The organism is Jatrophihabitans sp. (assembly GCF_035474675.1).
Taxonomy (GTDB): domain Bacteria; phylum Actinomycetota; class Actinomycetes; order Mycobacteriales; family Jatrophihabitantaceae; genus Jatrophihabitans_A.
In genome coordinates this window covers 24,481-40,401 of record NZ_DATINC010000010.1, presented here as the reverse complement: position 1 = coordinate 40,401, position 15,921 = coordinate 24,481, and the positions used below count along the sequence as shown (strand labels likewise).

The 15,921-nt window shown below is 72.7% G+C and carries 17 protein-coding genes; 11 read left to right on the top strand and 6 right to left on the bottom strand.

Annotated elements, in window-relative coordinates; all coding sequences use genetic code 11:
* Nucleotides 1–31 precede the first annotated feature (31 nt).
* From VLJ82_RS00675 to VLJ82_RS00645, 7 genes are all read left to right on the top strand, one after another.
* Nucleotides 32–1,024, top strand: a complete 993-nt coding sequence (locus VLJ82_RS00675) for an FKBP-type peptidyl-prolyl cis-trans isomerase (RefSeq protein ID WP_408661391.1) — start codon at nucleotides 32–34, stop codon at nucleotides 1,022–1,024.
* A 62-nt stretch (nucleotides 1,025–1,086) separates the two neighbouring features.
* Nucleotides 1,087–1,722 carry a DedA family protein gene (locus tag VLJ82_RS00670; protein WP_408661390.1) on the top strand — a complete coding sequence of 212 codons (636 nt, stop codon included), beginning with the start codon at nucleotides 1,087–1,089 and terminating at the stop codon, nucleotides 1,720–1,722.
* A 176-nt stretch (nucleotides 1,723–1,898) separates the two neighbouring features.
* The gene (locus VLJ82_RS00665; RefSeq protein WP_408661389.1) at nucleotides 1,899–2,171 is read left to right on the top strand and encodes a hypothetical protein; all 273 of its coding nucleotides are present in this window, start codon (nucleotides 1,899–1,901) and stop codon (nucleotides 2,169–2,171) included.
* Complete coding sequence (locus VLJ82_RS00660; protein WP_408661388.1) at nucleotides 2,171–3,805, top strand: RecQ family ATP-dependent DNA helicase; 1,635 nt, start codon at nucleotides 2,171–2,173, stop codon at nucleotides 3,803–3,805. The genes VLJ82_RS00665 and VLJ82_RS00660 overlap by 1 nt, the downstream gene beginning before the upstream one ends.
* Before the next feature lie 145 nt (nucleotides 3,806–3,950).
* Nucleotides 3,951–5,450 carry a CoA-acylating methylmalonate-semialdehyde dehydrogenase gene (locus VLJ82_RS00655; protein ID WP_408661387.1) on the top strand — a complete coding sequence of 500 codons (1,500 nt, stop codon included), beginning with the start codon at nucleotides 3,951–3,953 and terminating at the stop codon, nucleotides 5,448–5,450.
* Between the two features lie 41 nt (nucleotides 5,451–5,491).
* The gene (locus VLJ82_RS00650; RefSeq protein ID WP_408661437.1) at nucleotides 5,492–6,052 is read left to right on the top strand and encodes a GNAT family N-acetyltransferase; all 561 of its coding nucleotides are present in this window, start codon (nucleotides 5,492–5,494) and stop codon (nucleotides 6,050–6,052) included.
* Complete coding sequence (locus tag VLJ82_RS00645; protein ID WP_408661386.1) at nucleotides 6,049–6,444, top strand: SRPBCC family protein; 396 nt, start codon at nucleotides 6,049–6,051, stop codon at nucleotides 6,442–6,444. Before VLJ82_RS00650 ends, VLJ82_RS00645 begins: the two co-directional genes overlap by 4 nt.
* Nucleotides 6,445–6,454: 10 nt before the next feature.
* Here VLJ82_RS00645 and VLJ82_RS00640 read toward each other — a convergent pair whose 3' ends face one another.
* On the bottom strand, nucleotides 6,455–6,637 hold the full coding sequence (locus VLJ82_RS00640) for a hypothetical protein (protein WP_408661385.1): 183 nt from the start codon (nucleotides 6,635–6,637) through the stop codon (nucleotides 6,455–6,457).
* Nucleotides 6,638–6,772: 135 nt separating this feature from the next.
* On the opposite strand from VLJ82_RS00640, the gene VLJ82_RS00635 reads away from it, so the two are divergent.
* Nucleotides 6,773–7,180, top strand: coding sequence for a PPOX class F420-dependent oxidoreductase (locus tag VLJ82_RS00635; protein ID WP_408661384.1), 408 nt, complete (start codon nucleotides 6,773–6,775; stop codon nucleotides 7,178–7,180).
* A gap of 2 nt (nucleotides 7,181–7,182) precedes the next feature.
* On the opposite strand, the gene VLJ82_RS00630 is transcribed toward VLJ82_RS00635, so the two are convergent.
* The 3 genes from VLJ82_RS00630 to VLJ82_RS00620 form a co-directional block, all read right to left on the bottom strand.
* On the bottom strand, nucleotides 7,183–7,866 hold the full coding sequence (locus VLJ82_RS00630) for a DUF6766 family protein (RefSeq protein ID WP_408661383.1): 684 nt from the start codon (nucleotides 7,864–7,866) through the stop codon (nucleotides 7,183–7,185).
* A gap of 84 nt (nucleotides 7,867–7,950) precedes the next feature.
* Nucleotides 7,951–8,298, bottom strand: a complete 348-nt coding sequence (locus VLJ82_RS00625) for a hypothetical protein (RefSeq protein ID WP_408661382.1) — start codon at nucleotides 8,296–8,298, stop codon at nucleotides 7,951–7,953.
* Between the two features lie 177 nt (nucleotides 8,299–8,475).
* Nucleotides 8,476–9,255, bottom strand: a complete 780-nt coding sequence (locus tag VLJ82_RS00620; RefSeq protein WP_408661381.1) for an ANTAR domain-containing protein — start codon at nucleotides 9,253–9,255, stop codon at nucleotides 8,476–8,478.
* Nucleotides 9,256–9,505: 250 nt separating this feature from the next.
* On the opposite strand from VLJ82_RS00620, the gene malQ reads away from it, so the two are divergent.
* The gene (gene malQ, locus VLJ82_RS00615) at nucleotides 9,506–11,419 is read left to right on the top strand and encodes a 4-alpha-glucanotransferase (protein ID WP_408661380.1); all 1,914 of its coding nucleotides are present in this window, start codon (nucleotides 9,506–9,508) and stop codon (nucleotides 11,417–11,419) included.
* A gap of 83 nt (nucleotides 11,420–11,502) precedes the next feature.
* Nucleotides 11,503–11,772, top strand: coding sequence for a CDGSH iron-sulfur domain-containing protein (locus tag VLJ82_RS00610; RefSeq protein WP_408661379.1), 270 nt, complete (start codon nucleotides 11,503–11,505; stop codon nucleotides 11,770–11,772).
* A gap of 7 nt (nucleotides 11,773–11,779) precedes the next feature.
* On the opposite strand, the gene VLJ82_RS00605 is transcribed toward VLJ82_RS00610, so the two are convergent.
* On the bottom strand, nucleotides 11,780–12,751 hold the full coding sequence (locus VLJ82_RS00605) for a glycosyltransferase (RefSeq protein WP_408661378.1): 972 nt from the start codon (nucleotides 12,749–12,751) through the stop codon (nucleotides 11,780–11,782).
* Nucleotides 12,748–13,767, bottom strand: coding sequence for an iron-containing redox enzyme family protein (locus tag VLJ82_RS00600; RefSeq protein WP_408661377.1), 1,020 nt, complete (start codon nucleotides 13,765–13,767; stop codon nucleotides 12,748–12,750). Before VLJ82_RS00600 ends, VLJ82_RS00605 begins: the two co-directional genes overlap by 4 nt.
* Before the next feature lie 295 nt (nucleotides 13,768–14,062).
* On the opposite strand from VLJ82_RS00600, the gene VLJ82_RS00595 reads away from it, so the two are divergent.
* The gene (locus VLJ82_RS00595) at nucleotides 14,063–15,853 is read left to right on the top strand and encodes a glycoside hydrolase family 3 N-terminal domain-containing protein (protein ID WP_408661376.1); all 1,791 of its coding nucleotides are present in this window, start codon (nucleotides 14,063–14,065) and stop codon (nucleotides 15,851–15,853) included.
* Nucleotides 15,854–15,921: the final 68 nt, after the last annotated feature.

Sequence of the window (15,921 nt, the reverse complement as noted above, 5' to 3'; positions counted from 1 at the left end):
CGATACCATGATCACCCGGTTGGGGATGTTTGTGCCTTCTCGTTCGCGCCTGCTGCTTGCCACCCTCACGCTGCCGCTGGTCCTGCTGGCGGCGTGTTCCTCCTCCGACGACTCCGGCTCGTCGGCTCCCTCCGGCTCAGCTTCCGGCTCGCCGGCAGCCTCCGGTGCGGCGAGCGGGGTCAGCGGCGTCACCGTCAAGGGTGGCTTCGGCACCAAGCCGGACGTCTCGATCGCCGACCAGTCGGCCCCCGGCCAGCTCGCCGAGCAGGTGCTCTCGACCGGTTCCGGCGCCACGGTGGGCAAGGGCGACACCCTGGTGGCCAACTACAGCGGCCAGACCTGGGCGGGCAAGGACGGCAAGCCGAACGTCTTCGACAGCTCCTTCGAGCGGGGCAAGCCGGCCGCCTTCGTGATCGGGACCGGCGCGGTGATCCCGGGCTGGGACAAGACGCTGGTCGGCAAGCGGCTCGGCAGCCGGGTGCTGCTGTCGATCCCGCCGGCCGACGGCTACGGCAGCTCCGGCCAGCCGGACGCCGGCATCAGCGGAACCGACACGCTGGTCTTCGTCGTCGACCTGGTGGCGGCCTTCGCTCCGGACGCCTCGGCGCCGGGGGTGGCGGTGAGCACCCTGCCAGCCGGCCTGCCCAAGCTGACCAACGTGGCCGGCAAGCCGCCGACGGTGCTCAGCACCGCCGGGGTGAAGGCGCCGAAGAAGCCGGCCGCGACGCTGCTGGTCAACGGCACCGGCGCGCCGATCGAGGGCACCAAGACGCTGGTGCTGCAGGTAGTCCAGACCGACCTCGCCACCGGCACCAAGACCGAGTCGACCTGGGGCAAGGCGCCGCAGACGGCGCCCGCCACCAACGTGCTGTCGGTCGCGTCGGCGCTCAACGGGCACAAGGTCGGCAGCCGGGTGCTGATCCTGACCCCGCCGATCGCGGCCACCCCCGCGTCCGGCAGCCAGCAGGCCCAGCCGGCGACACCGGCCGGCGTCCTGATCGTGGACGTGGTCGGCCAGTTCTGAGGCTGTTCCCGCAGCGCGGCTGAGCCAGCTGCCGGCCGGACAGCCGGGGGTACGTTGGCAGCATGGGACACCTGCTGGAGGGAATCCTCGAGCTGCCGCCCTGGCTGGCGCTGAGCCTGGTCTTCCTGCTGCCGGCCCTGGAGGCGTCCGCCTTCGTCGGTGTGGTGCTGCCCGGCGAGATCGGGGTGATCCTGGGCGGAGTGCTGGCCAACCAGCACAAGCTGCCGCTGGCGGCCGTGCTGGTCGCCGCCATCGCCGGCGCCGTGATCGGTGACTCGGTCGGCTACTGGGTCGGCCAGCGCTACGGCGAGACGCTGCTGGCCAAGGTTCCCAACCGGATCCTCAAGCCCGAGCACGTTGACCGGGCCGAGGAGACGATCCGGCACTACGGCGGCAAGGCGGTCTTCCTCGGACGGTTCACCGCGGCGTTGCGGGCGCTGGTGCCGGGCATGGCCGGCATGAGCCGGCTGCACTACGGCCGGTTCCTGGCCTGGAACGTCCTGGGCGGCGCAGTCTGGGCCACCGCCTTCGTGATCCTCGGCTACCTGGCCGGCAGCCAGTACCAGCGGATCGAGCACTACGCGAACCTGATCGGCCTGGCGCTGCTGGTGGCCGTCGTCGCCTTCGTCGTCGTCCGGCGCCGCCGGGCCAAGCACGCCCGGCAGGACGAGGACCAGGCGGCCGGCAAGCGGGCCTGAGCCGGCGTCGGATGTCGGATACGTCCTGCGTAGCACGCCCTGCCCTGATCGGTTACTGTGAAAAACAGGTTGGGTACGCAGCCTTAGGCGTTCGCGGTGAGGAACCGGGCACCTGGGCACCCCTGCCTGGCCGGCCGGCTCGTGGCATCGCGACGATCTCGCAGATTGCCATCCTGATGACGACTCTGGTCCTGCCGGCGACGCCGCCGGCCCCCGAGGTGCCCGCCCGCGCCGCCGTCCCGTCCCTGCCCGAGCCGGTATGCGCCTCGCTGGGGGCGGTGGTGGAACGGCTCTACCGCGAGTACGAGTGCTGCCTGCCGCTGTCGCAGGTCCTGGACGTGGTGATCGGCTGCGTCTGCGACATCCAGGCCACCCCGGCCTCGGCGCTGCCCGAGCTCGCCGAGCGGCTGGCCCGCTTCCGGCTGGCCCGGATCGGCCACCAGCCCTGATGGAGCAACCCACCCGGCGCGAGGTGTCGGCCGCCGTCCGGCAGCTGCTCGGCACCGTGGCGCTGCGGCCGGGACAGGCCGAGGCACTCGAGGCGGCGCTGGAGCGCGACACCCTCGCGGTGCTCGCCACCGGCACCGGCAAGTCGCTGATCTACCGGGTGGCCGGGCAGCTGCTGCCCGGCGCGACGGTGGTGGTCTCGCCCACCGTCTCGCTGCAGCAGGACCAGCTGGTGGCGCTGGCGGAGGCCGGCCCGCCGGCGGCCCTGCTCAACAGCCTGCTGCCGCGGGCCCGGCAGCGTGCGGTGCTGGACCGGATGGCCGCCGGCGACCTGGAGTTCCTGCTGCTCTCGCCGGAACAGCTGGCCCGCGAGGAGGTGCTGCGGGCGCTGACCGCGACCAAGGTGTCGTTGTTCGTGGTGGACGAGGCGCACTGCGTCAGCTCCTGGGGCCATGACTTCCGGCCCGATTACCTCGGGCTGCCGGCGGCGATCGCCGCGCTGGGCCGGCCGCGGGTGCTGGCGCTCACCGCGACCGCCTCGCCCCGGGTGCGCCGCGAGATCATCGCCGCCCTGCGGATGGCCGATCCAGCCGTGATCGTCGGGGAGTTCGACCGTCCCAACATCTGGCTGGGCAGCCGGCTGGTGACCGATGAGCCGGCCGCCGACGCGCAGGTGCTCGAGATCCTGGCCGATTCCTTCGCTCGCCGGCTCGGCGAGTCCGGCACCGCCATCGTCTACGTGTCCAGCCGCCGGCGCAGCGAGGAACTGGCCGAGGCGGTGGCCGCAACGGGCCTGGCGGCCGCGCACTACCACGGCTCGCTGTCGCGCAGGCAGCGCGAGGCCACCCACACGGCGTTCCTGGACGGCTCGGTGCCGGTGGTGGTCGCCACCAGCGCCTTCGGCCTCGGCATCGACAAGCCGGACGTGCGGCTGATCCTGCACGCCGACCCGCCCGAGGACCTCGACGCCTACTACCAGCAGGTCGGCCGGGCCGGCCGGGACGGGGAGCCGGCCCGTGCGGTGTTGCTGAGCTGGCCCGGCGGCTACGGCCTGGCCCGGTACTTCGGCGCCGGCCAGGGCCCGTCCGGTAGCGACCTGAGGGCGGTACTGGCAGCACTCGACGACCAGCCGGTCCAGCCCGCCGCGCTGGCCGGCCGGGCGGGCCTGAGCAGCGCCCGGGTCCGGCGCGCCGCCAACGCGCTGATCGCGGTGGGCGCGGTGGCCGAGCAGCGGGCCGGCCTGCGCCGGACCGCCCGGGGCGAAGACGCCGGCCGGGCCGTCGCGGAGGCCGAGCACGCGGCCCAGCAGCGCCGGGTGCAGGCCGAGACCGCGGTGGAGCTGGTGCGCCGCTACGCCGAGACCTCCGACTGCCGGCGCCGGCTGCTGCTGCAGCTGCTCGGCGAGGAACACCAGCAGCCGTGCGGCAACTGCGACAACTGCGACGCCGGCACCTCCACCACCGTGCAGGCGATGCCGTTCGCGCTCGGCCAGCGGGTCGAGCACGCCGAGTGGGGGATCGGCGTGGTCCAGCAGTACGAACCCGGCCGGGTGGTGGTGCTCTTCGACGACGTGGGCTTCCGGACGCTGGCCCTGGACGTGGTCGCCGAGCGGGAGCTGCTCACCCCGGTCGACTGAGACTGGTCAACCGGGTCGGCTGAGGCCGGTCGACCGGGTCGCGGGTGGGTGAACCATCGGCCGCGGCCGCCCTCGCGGGTAGTCTCGGCGGGCAGGCCGGCCAGTTCCCGTGGCCCGGCGATCGAGCGAGCAAGGGGGCCGGGCGATGGGGACGATGGTCGAGCACTGGATCGGCGGCAAGCAGGTCAGCGATCCGCAGGGCCGCACCGCGCCGGTGTTCAACCCGGCCACCGGGCAGCAGCAGGCCCAGGTCGCGCTGGCCTCGGCCGCCGAGGTGGCCGAGGCGGTGCAGGTGGCCGCCACGGCGTTCACCGACTGGTCGCAGAGCTCGCTGAGCCGGCGCGCCAAGATCCTGTTCGCCTTCCGGGAACTGGTCAACAGCCACGTCGACGAGCTCGCCGGGCTGATCACCGACGAGCACGGCAAGGTGCTCAGCGACGCCCGGGGCGAGGTGCAGCGCGGCCTGGAGGTGGTGGAGTTCGCCTGCGGCATCCCGCACCTGCTCAAGGGCGAGTACTCCGACCAGGTGTCGGCCGGCATCGACACCTACTCCTTCCGCGAGCCGCTGGGCGTGGTCGCCGGCATCACCCCGTTCAACTTCCCGGTGATGGTCCCGATGTGGATGCACCCGATCGCGATCGCCTGCGGCAACACCTTCGTGCTCAAGCCCAGCGAGCGGGACCCGTCCGCCTCGCTGCTGGTGGCGCAGCTGTGGCAGCAGGCGGGCCTGCCCGACGGGGTGTTCAACGTGGTACACGGCGACAAGGAGGCGGTCGACGCGCTGCTGGACTCGCCCGACGTGGCAGCGGTGTCCTTCGTCGGTTCCACCCCGATCGCCCGCTACATCCACCAGCGGGCCAGCGCCACCGGCAAGCGGGTGCAGGCGCTCGGCGGGGCCAAGAACCACGCCGTGGTGCTGCCCGACGCCGACCTCGACTTCGCCTCCGACCACCTGGTGGCGGCCGCCTTCGGTTCCGCGGGGGAGCGGTGCATGGCGATCTCGGCGACGGTGGCGGTGGGGGCGGCCGGTGACCAGCTGGTGCGGGTGGTCTCGGACAAGGCCCGCGCGGTGAAGGTCGGCCCCGGCCGCGAGGACGGCGTGGAGATGGGCCCGGTGATTACCCGGGCGGCCAAGGACCGGATCGAGAAGCTGATCGGCAGCGGCGCCGAGCAGGGCGCCCGGCTCAGCGTGGACGGCCGAGGGCTGCGGGTGGACGGCAACTCCGACGGCTTCTTCGTCGGCCCCACCGTGATCGACGGCGTCACCCCGGACATGGACGTCTACCGCGAGGAGGTGTTCGGCCCGGTGCTGTCGGTGCTGCGGGTCGAGACGGTGGAGGAGGCGATCGAGCTGATCAACGCCAATCCGTACGGCAACGGCACCGCCATCTTCACCTCCAGCGGCGACGCCGCCCGCCGGTTCCAGCGCGGCGTCCGGGTCGGGATGATCGGCATCAACGTGCCGATCCCGGTCCCGATGGCCTACTACTCCTTCGGCGGCTGGAAGGACTCGCTGTTCGGCGACAAGCACGTGCACGGCGCCGAAGGCGTTTCCTTCTACACCCGCGGCAAGGTGGTCACCTCCCGCTGGCCCGAGCACCGGAGCGACTCCGCGGCCAGCTACTCCTTCCCGACCACCAGCTAGCGGCGTCCGGGCCGATGCCGATGCCGACCTCTCCGCCGATGATGCGCACGCGGCGGCTGGCGATGCGCCGCTGGCAGGCTGCCGACCGCGCCCCGTTCGCGGCGCTGAACGCCGACCCCGAGGTGATGGCGCACTTTCCGAACCTGCTGGACCGGGCCGCCAGTGACGCCTTCGTCGACCGGATCGAGGCCGGCTTCGAGGCCAACGGCTTCGGCCTGTGGGCGCTGGAACGCCTCGACACCGGCGAGTTCATCGGATTCACGGGGCTGTCCGTGCCGGGCTTCGCGGCGCACTTCACCCCGGCCGTCGAGGTCGGCTGGCGGCTGTGCCGGGCGGCCTGGGGCCAGGGTTTCGCCACCGAGGCCGGCCGGCAGGCGCTGGCGGTGGGCTTCGGCAGCTACGGACTGGCCGAGATCGTCAGCTTCACCGCGACCGGCAATGCCGCCTCGCGGGCCGTCATGCACCGGCTGGGCATGACCCGGGATCCGGCCAGCGACTTCGAGCATCCGTCGGTGCCGGCCGGGCACCGGCTGCGCCGCCACGTGCTGTACCGGATCGATCGGTCCGGCTGGCAGGACCCGTCCGGGCCGGGCGTTCGGTGACCGAGTCGCGGCACCTCGCCGTCTTCATCGACCGCCCGGCGGCCGAGGTCTACGACTACGTCTCGCAGCCGGCGAACCTGGCGCACTGGGCGGCCGGGCTGGGCAGCTCGGTGGAGCTCGTCGACGGCCGGTGGGTGGCCCGGTCACCGCTCGGTCCGGTGCTGGTCGAGATGGCCGAACCCAACCGGTACGGCGTCCTCGACCACCAGGTCACGCTGCCCGACGGGCAGAGCTTCTACAACCCGATGCGGGTGATCGCGGCGGGTGAGCGGTGCGAGCTGGTCTTCACGCTGCGCAGGCAGCCCGGCATGAGCGACGCCGACTTCGAGCGCGATGCCGCCGCCGTGACGGCCGACCTGGGCACCGTCAAGCGGCTCCTCGAAGCGCGCTGACCCCCGGGCGTCAGTCCCCGGCCAGCTCGTCGCCGGAGGCCTTGGCGGCCTCGGTGTCGGTGCTGGCGCCGTCGGCCTCGCGCTCGAAGACGTCGGAGTACTTCAGGTCGCTGGCGGTCTGGTCGGCGACCTGCTCCACCATCTCCTCGTCAGTCAGGCCCTCACCGGCCGGGTGCACGTTCGGCTCGCTCATGCGGTGTGTTTCCTCTCGGCGTTCTGGCGGGTTCCTCCTCCGAGGCTAACCATGCCGGCCGGCCGGCCGTCGAGCAGGCTCAAGGCAGCCTCAAAGCCAGGGTGGGCGGCCGGTTGCCGGCCTACACTGCGCGCCATGAGCCTCGGCGAGGAGAAGTACATCTCGGCCACCACCTACCGCAGGTCCGGCGCCCCGGTGTCGACGGCCACCTGGATCGTGTCCCTGGACGGGGGCCGGTACGGGTTCTGGACCTCGTCCCGGTCCGGCAAGTACAAGCGGCTGCGCAACAACCCGGCGATCACGGTGCAGCCCTCGGACGCCCGCGGCAGGGTGCATACCGACACCACGCCGGTGGCGGCGACCGCGGAACTGGTGACCGCCGGGGCGGACTTCGACGCCATCCGCACCAAGGTCCGGGCCAAGTACGGCGTGCAGGTGCCGATCTCGAAGTTCCTCAACACCGTGGGCCATCTCGGCCGGGCGAAGTACCCGTACGGCGACGTCGGGGTGGTCGTCACGCCGACCCGCTCCGAACCGGGCTGATATCAGGGATCTTCGGCGGTGACCCCGTGCGGCGCGCCGACCAGCTTGGACTCCGGCGATCCGCGCTGCCGCAAGTAGATCGAGAAGGCCGCCATCGACGCCACCGCCAGGAACTCCGACTGCCAGTTCTGCAGGGTGCGGTTCCAGAAGTCGGCCGAGGTGGCGTAGCCCCACCAGCTCAACGGGTCCTGGTTGCGGCCGAGCAACTGGCCGTTGAACGCGGCCCGGCCGGCGATCGACTGCGCCAGCAGCGACATCGCGAAGAAGAACGTCATGAGAAAGCCGAGGGAACGGCTGTACACCGTAGTCCGCCAGCCGCCGGCCTTCGCCCAGGCCGGCGAGTCCTTCTCGGCGTACCGGCCGATCTTCTGCTCCCGGTCGGTGCCCTTGCCGATGTCGCCGAGCGGCTTGGACTCGCTGGAACCACGCTGCACCAGCCAGGTGGTGGCCACGATGTAGAGGGCGAACTGCAGGTACTCCGACTGCCAGTTCTCGGCGATGTCGACGCCGAAGTCCGACGACACCAGGTACTCCCAGACGCTGAGCGTGGCACCGCCGGTCGCGCGCTGCTCGCCGTTGAGCTCAGCCACCCCCGAGATGGCCTGGCCGACCACCGCCCCGAGCAGCAGGCCGAGAAAGGCCAGGGTCAGGCCGTTGTCCTTGACCGCGCGACCCAACCGGTTCACCGGTGCAACGCCCCGATCACCATCACGTAGCACAGGCCCACGAAGACGAAGACGGCGACGGTGAAGAACATCGTCCGCATCGGTTCAGCCCGCCACGTCGCAGCGGTAGGCCGCACCGGGCTGGGACTGGCAACCGGCCGCCCGGACCTGCCAGCCGCCGGGCAGCCAGCGCAGGAACACCGTGTCGCTGCCCAGCTTCACCTGCGCGGCGTCCCCCCAGACCTGCACCGAATGCACCGCGGTGCCGTCCTCGTCGACGTTCAGCACCGCCTGCTCGCACGGCACGTCGGTGGCACCGGACACCGACTCCGCCGCCTCGTCGGTCAGCAGCGAGCAGGCGTCCTGGCCGTGCCGGTCCTGTACGGCGACGACGAACTCGACGGCGACGTCGCGTACCTGCGGTCGCTGGTTGCTGCCGGTGCAACCGGCCACCGCCGCGGCTGTCGCGAGAACCGCCAGGAGCACAGGCAGGCTGCGACGACGACGCACGGCGCTCCATCCGGTCCACTCAGGGCAGGTATGGCCAGTTTCCACCGGCGGATGCCGGCGGAGCCGGTGACACGCCGGTGGCCCGGTTTACCGCGCTACCCGCAGGTGGTCGTGATCAGTTCACTGCGCCACCCGCAGCGAATGCGGGCGGTGGTAGCGCTGCGCCGGCGGGCCGGGTGTCGGACGGCATTCGGTCAGGTCGACACCCTCGGGCAGCTCCAGCATGCCGGTCTGCACCACCTCGGCGGCGAGCGCCACCACCTTGCGGTGGGAGTGCTGGCTGGCCCGCCGCAACAGGCTGAAGGCCTGCTCGGCGGTCAACTGGTGGCGGGCCATCAGGACACCCATCGCGGTGCCGATCTCGCGATTGGTGTTCAGCGCGCAGTGCAGGTTCTCGATCTTGGCCTGCAGCTGTTCGCGCTGCACCAGCCCCACCGCGCGGTCCACCAGCAGGTGACCGATGAGCACATGGGTCATGGTCGGGCGCAGACCGGCGAAACTCATCACCAGCACGCCCCGGTAGCCGCGTTGCGCATCGACCGGCGGCGGGCTGAACGGCACCACGACGCTGTCCGCGTCGGCTCCGAAGTCGCCACCTGCGCCGGAGTCCGAGCAGTATGCGGCGACGTCGGGACCCAGGGTGCACGGCTCGTGCCCGCTGCTGCCGAGCACCTGGCAGCTGATGGCGCTGGGCTGCTGACCGTCGACGCTGATCCAGACGGTGGCGGCCTGGCACAGCCGCGGCACCAGCAGCCGGGTCAGGCTGCGGAACACCGGCACCGGATCGGGCGCGGCCCGCAGCCCGTGCAGCAACGCCGTCAGCTCCGCCGCCGAGGAATCCAGTGGCGAGCGGACGGTGGCGGCCAGCAGTTCGGTGAGTGGGGTCGACAGATTCGGCATGACTACCTCCAGCCGCTGGTCTGTAGCTCGGTACAGGAGCTTGTCTCAGCGCTGAGCACACAGGCTGTCCGGTCAAACCTGGAATCAGTTTAGGCATCGAGGAGTGTGCGCCAGGTTAATAGTGACAATGTAACCAGACGCCCGGGATGACAGTCTCGTCCGGTTTGCTGGCGATCCCGGCCGCGGGGCATAGTGAGGTTGTGCGGGCAACGGGGCGGCAACGGCACCAGAACGCGGCACGGGCACGCCGGTGAGCCTGACCCCACCCACCTCCGAGGTTGCCGAAACCTACCTGGACTCCGCGGGTTCCGAGCACCGCATCGACCCGGCCGTGATCGCCCGGCTGCGGCAGGCGCTCGGCACACCGCCGGCCGGCGCCGAGGACAGCGCGCCGATCGTGGCGCGCCGGGGCGACCCGGTGCCGGTCACCGGCCGGCTGCGGCTGGAGGGCGGCGGCACCCTCGATCTCGACGGCACGGTGCCCGAGGACTGCCCGCTGGGCTACCACACCCTGACCGGCCCGGTTGCCCGGCAGCTGATCGTGGGCCCCGGGCGCTGCTACCTGCCCGACCGGCGGGCCTGGGGCTGGACCGTACAGCTCTACGCCGCCCGGTCCGCGCTCAGCTGGGGGATCGGCGACCTCGGCGACCTGCGCACCATCGTCGAGTGGGCGGCGGGGCAAGGCGCCGGCTTCGTGCTGGTCAATCCGCTGCACGCGGCCGCGCCCACCCTGCCGCAGGAACCCAGCCCGTACTTTCCGACCAGCAGGGCGTTCCGCAATCCGATCTATCTGCGCATCGAGGACGTGCCCGGCGCCGACCGGGTGGACCTGCGCGACCTGCAACAGGCCGGCCGCGCCGCCAACGCCGGCCCGCTGATCGACCGGGACGCGGTGTGGCGGCTCAAGCGCGCCGCACTGCACCGGGTGTACTCCCAGGTCCGGCCGGAGGAGGAGTTCGCGCGCTGGCGGGCCGAGCAGGGACCCGCGCTGCAGCGGTTCGCCACCTGGTGCGCGCTGGCCGACCGGCACGGTGCCAGCTGGCGCGACTGGCCCGCGGAGCTGCGCCACCCGGACGGCGAGGCGGTGCCGCGGTTCGAGCGGGAGGCCGAGCAGGCGATCGGCTTCTACGCCTGGCTGCAGTGGTTGCTGCAGCTGCAGCTGTCCGGCTGTTCCGACCGGGCGCCCGGGGTGGCCGTCATCCAGGACCTGCCGATCGGCGTCGACCCGAACGGCGCCGACACCTGGGCCTGGCAGCAGGTGATGGCCGAGGGCGTCACGGTGGGCGCCCCGCCGGACCCGTTCAACCTCAGCGGCCAGGACTGGGGACTGCACCCGTTCGTGCCGTGGCGGCTGCGGCAGGCCGGCTACCAACCGTTCGTCGAGGCGCTGCGGGCCACCCTGGCCCGCAACGGCGGCCTGCGCATCGACCACGTGATGGGGCTGCTGCGGCTCTGGTGGATCCCGGAGGGCAGCCCGCCCACCGAGGGCGGCTACGTCTCCTACCCGGTGGCCGACCTGCTGGAGATCGTGGCGCTGGAGAGCCACCGGTTCCAGGCGCTGGTGGTGGGGGAGGACCTGGGCACGGTCGCCCCCGGGCTGCGGGAGGAGATGGCGGCCCGCAACATGCTGTCCTACCGGTTGCTGTGGTTCGAGGAGGAACCGCCGCCGGCCTGGCCGGTGCCCGCGCTGGCCGCGGTGACCACCCATGACCTGCCCACCGTGGCCGGGTTGTGGAGCGGGGCGGACCTGGCCGACCAGCAGGCCAGTGGCCTGGACGCTGACCCCGCCAGCACCGAGCAGTTGCGTGCCCACCTGGCCGAGCTGGCCGCGGCACCCGCCGGGGCCACCCCGCAACAGGTGACCGTCGCGGCCTACCGGGCGCTGGCCCGGGCGCCCTCGACGTTGCTGGCCGCCACCCTGGAGGACGCGGCCGGCATCGAGCTGCGGCCGAACCTGCCGGGCACCACCCGGCGGCAGAACTGGTCGGTGCCGCTGCCGGTGCCGGTGGAGGAACTGCCGTCCCTGCCGGGCGCCGCAGCCATCGCCGAGGTGCTGGACCGGGCCTGCCGGACGGCTGCTGCCGTGGCTGCCGCGGCGGCCGACACCCGACACGCCCCGGGCGATCGGCTTGTTCCGCCGCCGGGAAAGACATCGGACACCTGACGGGCCGGGGCACGGCTGGACCGCCGGGTGGCGGCCATTGGTTACGGTGGAAGGGTGTCGACGGGCAGACGGGGGAGGCGGCCATGACGGAATCCGGAACGGAGCCCGTGCCGCCTGCCGACATTCTCGAGGCCATCGATGCCATCGACGCCATCGACCGGGTCGAGGACGCCGCGGCCCGCATCACGCCCTACCCGGACGGCCCGCTCATCGTGCGGGGCGATTTCGCGCTGTGCGAGCTGGACGGCACCCCGATCCCGCGCAGCGGCCGGGCGGTGGCGCTGTGCCGGTGCGGGCGGTCGGCGGTCAAGCCGTTCTGCGACGGCAGCCACCGCCTCGCCGGCCGGAGCTGACCGGCTGTCAGGTCCGCCGGCCGACGGGCCGCCAGCGGCGCCGCAGCTCCGCCGGGGAATGGGCGGCCCGCGAGATCCGGTCGCCGGAGTAGCGCACGCCGCCGAACAGCAGCCGGGTCGCCACCGCCAGCCAGGAGCACACCGAACGCTCGGCGAGCCAGGCCGGGGTGAACCACACCGATCCCGAGGCGAAGACCGTCCGGCCGTGTCCCCGGCGCCGGCCGGCCTCGGCGAGCCCGACCGCGGCAGCCAATGCCAGGGCCAGCCGGGCCGGGTGCCGGCCCAGCACCAGGAAGGCCGGCAGCAGCGCCAGCTCCGCGATCATCCGTCCGGGCTGGGCGAAACTGTCGTAGGCCTGCCGCACCCGCTGCCGCAGGAAGTGCCGGGTGCTCGGCGGCAACCGCCGCACGTACAGGTCGAGCATCAACCGTTCCCGGCCACCGGCCGCGTGCACCGTCCGGATCAGCTCGAGGTTCTCGAACAGCACGTCGCCGTCGTAGCCGGCCGCCCGCAGCTCCGGCGTCAGCCGCACCGCCAGGGTGCCCGGGAAGTCCGCACCGGCCACCGCCCGGTTCAGCAGCGAGCGGGCGGTGTCCCAGCGGGCGTGCCAGGGCAGCGGCCGGAAGTAGTTCTGCGGCCGGACCAGGTCCGCGGTGTCCAGGGCGAGCTCCAGCCGGTGCAGCTGGGCCGGCTCGTAGCGCACGTCGTCGTCGGCGATGACGACCTTGTCCGAGTCGCACAGCCGGAAGCCGGTCACCACGCCGTTGACCTTGCCGTTGCGGTAGCGGACATCAGCCGCCGGGCGGACGTGGGTGACCGCCGGGCCCAGCACGGCGCGGTGCGCGGCGAAGGCCGCCGGCGGCGAGCCGTCGACGACGATCACCTGCGCGGCCCGGCTCACCTGGTCGAGGTAGCGGGCCAGTTCCCCGATGTCGCGACCCGCTTCGCTCTTGATCGGCAGCAGGTAGCTCAGGGTCATGGCAGTCCGGCCGCCACGGCGACGGTGTCGCGCAACGAGGACCGGCCCGCCGACCAGCAGCCCAGCAGCCGCTCGGCGAACAGGTTGTCCAGGTGCAGCGCGCACGCCGCGCCGAACAGCACGTCGTCGGCCAGCTGCGGCTCGTCGGCCACCAGCGAGCCGCACAGGTCGTGGGCGGCCAGCTGCTCGTGCAGCGCGTCGGCGGTCACGTGCTCGTCGTAGAACCGGGTGGCGGTGGCGTCGCCGCCCAGCCGGCGCAATCCCCTGCCGTAGCGGCGGTTCGGTGCCGAGGAGGTCATCTCGAAGGCGGCCAGGTGGCCGGCCAGGGCGCCCCGGTTGTCCCGGTGCAGGCCGAAGTAGGAGATCAGGTTGCTGATCGCCAGGGTGCCGCCGGGCACCTGGTCGAGGTAGTGGCCGTAGCTGTCGTCCAGGCCCAGGCCGCGCATGGTGGCCCGGAACAGTTCCGAGTGCATCCGGGCAGGCGCGCCCGCGCCGTACTCGTCGGACTGGATCTCCACCAGCGCCGCCTTGGCCCGGCCGCGCAGCCGCGGGATCGCCCAGCTGTGCGGGTCGGCCTCCTTGAGGTGATAGATCGAGCGGTGGGTGACGAACTCCCGGAACTGCTCGACGGTCGCACTGGTCTGCAGGTACCGCGACAGCGGCGGGCCGTCGTCGGCGTCGACCAGCGCCCGCAGCCGGTCGGCGACCGGCAGGTCTGGCGGCGTCGGCGAAACCTGGACGCAGTCGCGCAGCGCCTCGCCGAACCGCTCCTCCAGGGTGCGCGTCCAGGCCAGCAGCTCGGGCTGCCACTCCCAGCCCGGGGCGGCGTCGGCGAAGCCGTCGTAGTGCAGCTCGTAGCAGGTCCACAGGCCCAGCTGCAGGTCGTCGTCGGCCAGCGCGGCGGCCGGATGGTCCAGGCTGAGGCCCGCGCCGAACAGCTGGACCGAACCGGCCGGCCGGCGCAGCGCGGCGACCAGCTCCTCGGTCAGCGGGCCACGCGGCTCGGGCAGCCTCATCGCGACACCGCCTCCGTCAGCCGGGCGGGGCCGGGCGGCAATCCGGTGCGGGATAGGCGGGAACTCGACAGCAAGCTGGGCATGGCGGCATCCTCAGGCCGAGCCCCGGGGGTTGCTCGAGCCTGGTCGAGCGCGGGCCGCGGGGCCGTTCACGCTCTGGGTCGAGCCATTTCATGCTAACCCAGCAGATCACTCCTGCCGGCCCTGCCGCGGCCAGTCAGCCAGAACGTCTAGGACCGGGTAAGGTCTGGCCGCGAATCCACCGTTTTGCACGAAACGCCTGGCAGGAGAAGAGATGTCGCTGTCGTCGGGCCGCCGGCTGCTCCCTCCGGCACTGGTCGCCGGCTGCCTGCTGGCCGCGCTCACGCCGGCCAGCCCGGGCGGGCCGGTGCGGGCGGCTGCCGCGCCGCTGAGCGCGAGCAGCGTCGCCAACGCCGTGCTGGCCAGCATGTCACTGCCCCAGCGGGTCGGCCAGCTGTTCCTGGTCGGCACGCCGGCGGGCTCGGTGAGCAGCCAGACCGTCACCGACATCCAGACCTACCACGCCGGCAACGTGATCCTCACCGGGCGCAGCTCCGCCGGGGTGGCGTCGACCGCCTCGGTCACCGCCACCCTGCAGGGCAAGGCGAGCCTGTCGGCCACGGCCGGCGTGCCGCTCGCCATCGCCGCCGACCAGGAGGGCGGCCAGGTGCAGGTGCTGTCCGGCACCGGCTTCTCGACCATCCCGAGCGCCCTCACCCAGGGCGGCTACTCGACCGCCACCCTGCGCGCGGACGCCAAGGTGTGGGGCGGCCAGCTCCGGGCGGCCGGCGTGCAGCTGGACCTGGCCCCGGTGCTGGACACCGTCCCGAGTGCCGCGTTCGCTCCGTCCAACCCGCCGATCGGCTACTACCAGCGCGAGTACGGCTACGACCCGGCGACGGTGTCCGCGCACGGCACCGCGTTCGCCCAGGGACTGGCCGACGCCGGGGTGGACGCCGCGATCAAGCACTTCCCGGGCCTGGGCCGGGTGACGGCCAATCCCGACGTCAGCAGCGGGGTCACCGACTCCCAGACCACCCGGACCGACAGCTACCTCACCCCCTACGCCGACGCGGTGCGGGCGGGTGCGCCGATGCTGATGATGTCGACGGCCTACTACAGCAAGATCGATGCCGCCAACCCCGCCGCCTTCTCCTCGACCATCGTCACCGGGATGGTGCGCGGCGACCTCGGCTTCACCGGCGTCATCGTCAGCGACGACCTCGGCCAGGCCGCCCAGGTACGCGCCTGGACGCCCGGCGCCCGGGCGGTCAACTTCCTCACCGCCGGCGGCGACCTGGTGCTGACCGTGGACCCGTCGGTGATGCCGGCGATGTATGACGCCGTGCTGGCCAAGGCCAACGCCGACTCGGCGTTCCGGTCCCGGGTCGATGCCTCGGTGCTGCGCATCCTCACCGCCAAGGACCGCCGCGGCCTGCTCGGTCGGGGGATGGATGTCTACAGCGCGCAGGGCAACGTGGACTGGCAGGCCGCCTACAACGCCGGGGCCCGGTTCGCCTACGTCAAGGCGACCGAGGGCACCAGCTACACCAACCCCTACTTCGCCCAGCAGTACAACGGCTCCTACACCATCGGCATGATCCGCGGCGCGTACCACTACGCGCACCCGGACTCCTCCGGCGGCACCGCGCAGGCCGACTACTTCCTGGCGCACGGCGGGGGCTGGTCCGGCGACGGCAGGACGCTGCCACCCGCCCTGGTGCTGCAGCCGGGCAGCAGCACCTGCTACGGGCTGTCGCCGGCCGCGATGGTCAGCTGGATCAGCGCGTTCTCCACCGAGATGCACGTCCGGACCTCGAAGTACCCGATGATCTACGCCGGCTTCGACTGGTGGAACACCTGCACCGGCAACTCCGGCGCGTTCGCCGCCACCAACCCGTTCTGGATTCCCAGCTACACCACCAGCCCGCCGGCGGCGGTCCCGGCCGGCACCGCGACCTGGACCCTCTGGCAGAGTGCCGCGTCCGGACCGCTGCCGGGTGGCCAGGACCGGTTCAACGGCAGCTTCGTCCAGCTCAGCGCGCTGGCGAGCAATCCGGACTGACCCGGCCGGCCTGGAATAGCGGCGGTGCCGGGCCGGGTTGGGCACTGGTGCCAGCTGCTGTCAGACCC

Bases quoted from the DNA above. Each gene is read 5' to 3' on its own strand.
- VLJ82_RS00670 (WP_408661390.1), top strand. From the start codon at position 1,087: ATGGGACACCTGCTGGAGGGAATCCTCGAGCTGCCGCCCTGGCTGGCG.
- VLJ82_RS00665 (WP_408661389.1), top strand. From the start codon at position 1,899: ATGACGACTCTGGTCCTGCCGGCGACGCCGCCGGCCCCCGAGGTGCCC.
- VLJ82_RS00660 (WP_408661388.1), top strand. From the start codon at position 2,171: ATGGAGCAACCCACCCGGCGCGAGGTGTCGGCCGCCGTCCGGCAGCTG.
- VLJ82_RS00655 (WP_408661387.1), top strand. From the start codon at position 3,951: ATGGGGACGATGGTCGAGCACTGGATCGGCGGCAAGCAGGTCAGCGAT.
- VLJ82_RS00650 (WP_408661437.1), top strand. From the start codon at position 5,492: ATGCGCACGCGGCGGCTGGCGATGCGCCGCTGGCAGGCTGCCGACCGC.
- VLJ82_RS00640 (WP_408661385.1), bottom strand. From the start codon at position 6,637: ATGAGCGAGCCGAACGTGCACCCGGCCGGTGAGGGCCTGACTGACGAG.
- VLJ82_RS00635 (WP_408661384.1), top strand. From the start codon at position 6,773: ATGAGCCTCGGCGAGGAGAAGTACATCTCGGCCACCACCTACCGCAGG.
- VLJ82_RS00620 (WP_408661381.1), bottom strand. From the start codon at position 9,255: ATGCCGAATCTGTCGACCCCACTCACCGAACTGCTGGCCGCCACCGTC.
- VLJ82_RS00610 (WP_408661379.1), top strand. From the start codon at position 11,503: ATGACGGAATCCGGAACGGAGCCCGTGCCGCCTGCCGACATTCTCGAG.
- VLJ82_RS00605 (WP_408661378.1), bottom strand. From the start codon at position 12,751: ATGACCCTGAGCTACCTGCTGCCGATCAAGAGCGAAGCGGGTCGCGAC.
- VLJ82_RS00600 (WP_408661377.1), bottom strand. From the start codon at position 13,767: ATGAGGCTGCCCGAGCCGCGTGGCCCGCTGACCGAGGAGCTGGTCGCC.
- VLJ82_RS00595 (WP_408661376.1), top strand. From the start codon at position 14,063: ATGTCGCTGTCGTCGGGCCGCCGGCTGCTCCCTCCGGCACTGGTCGCC.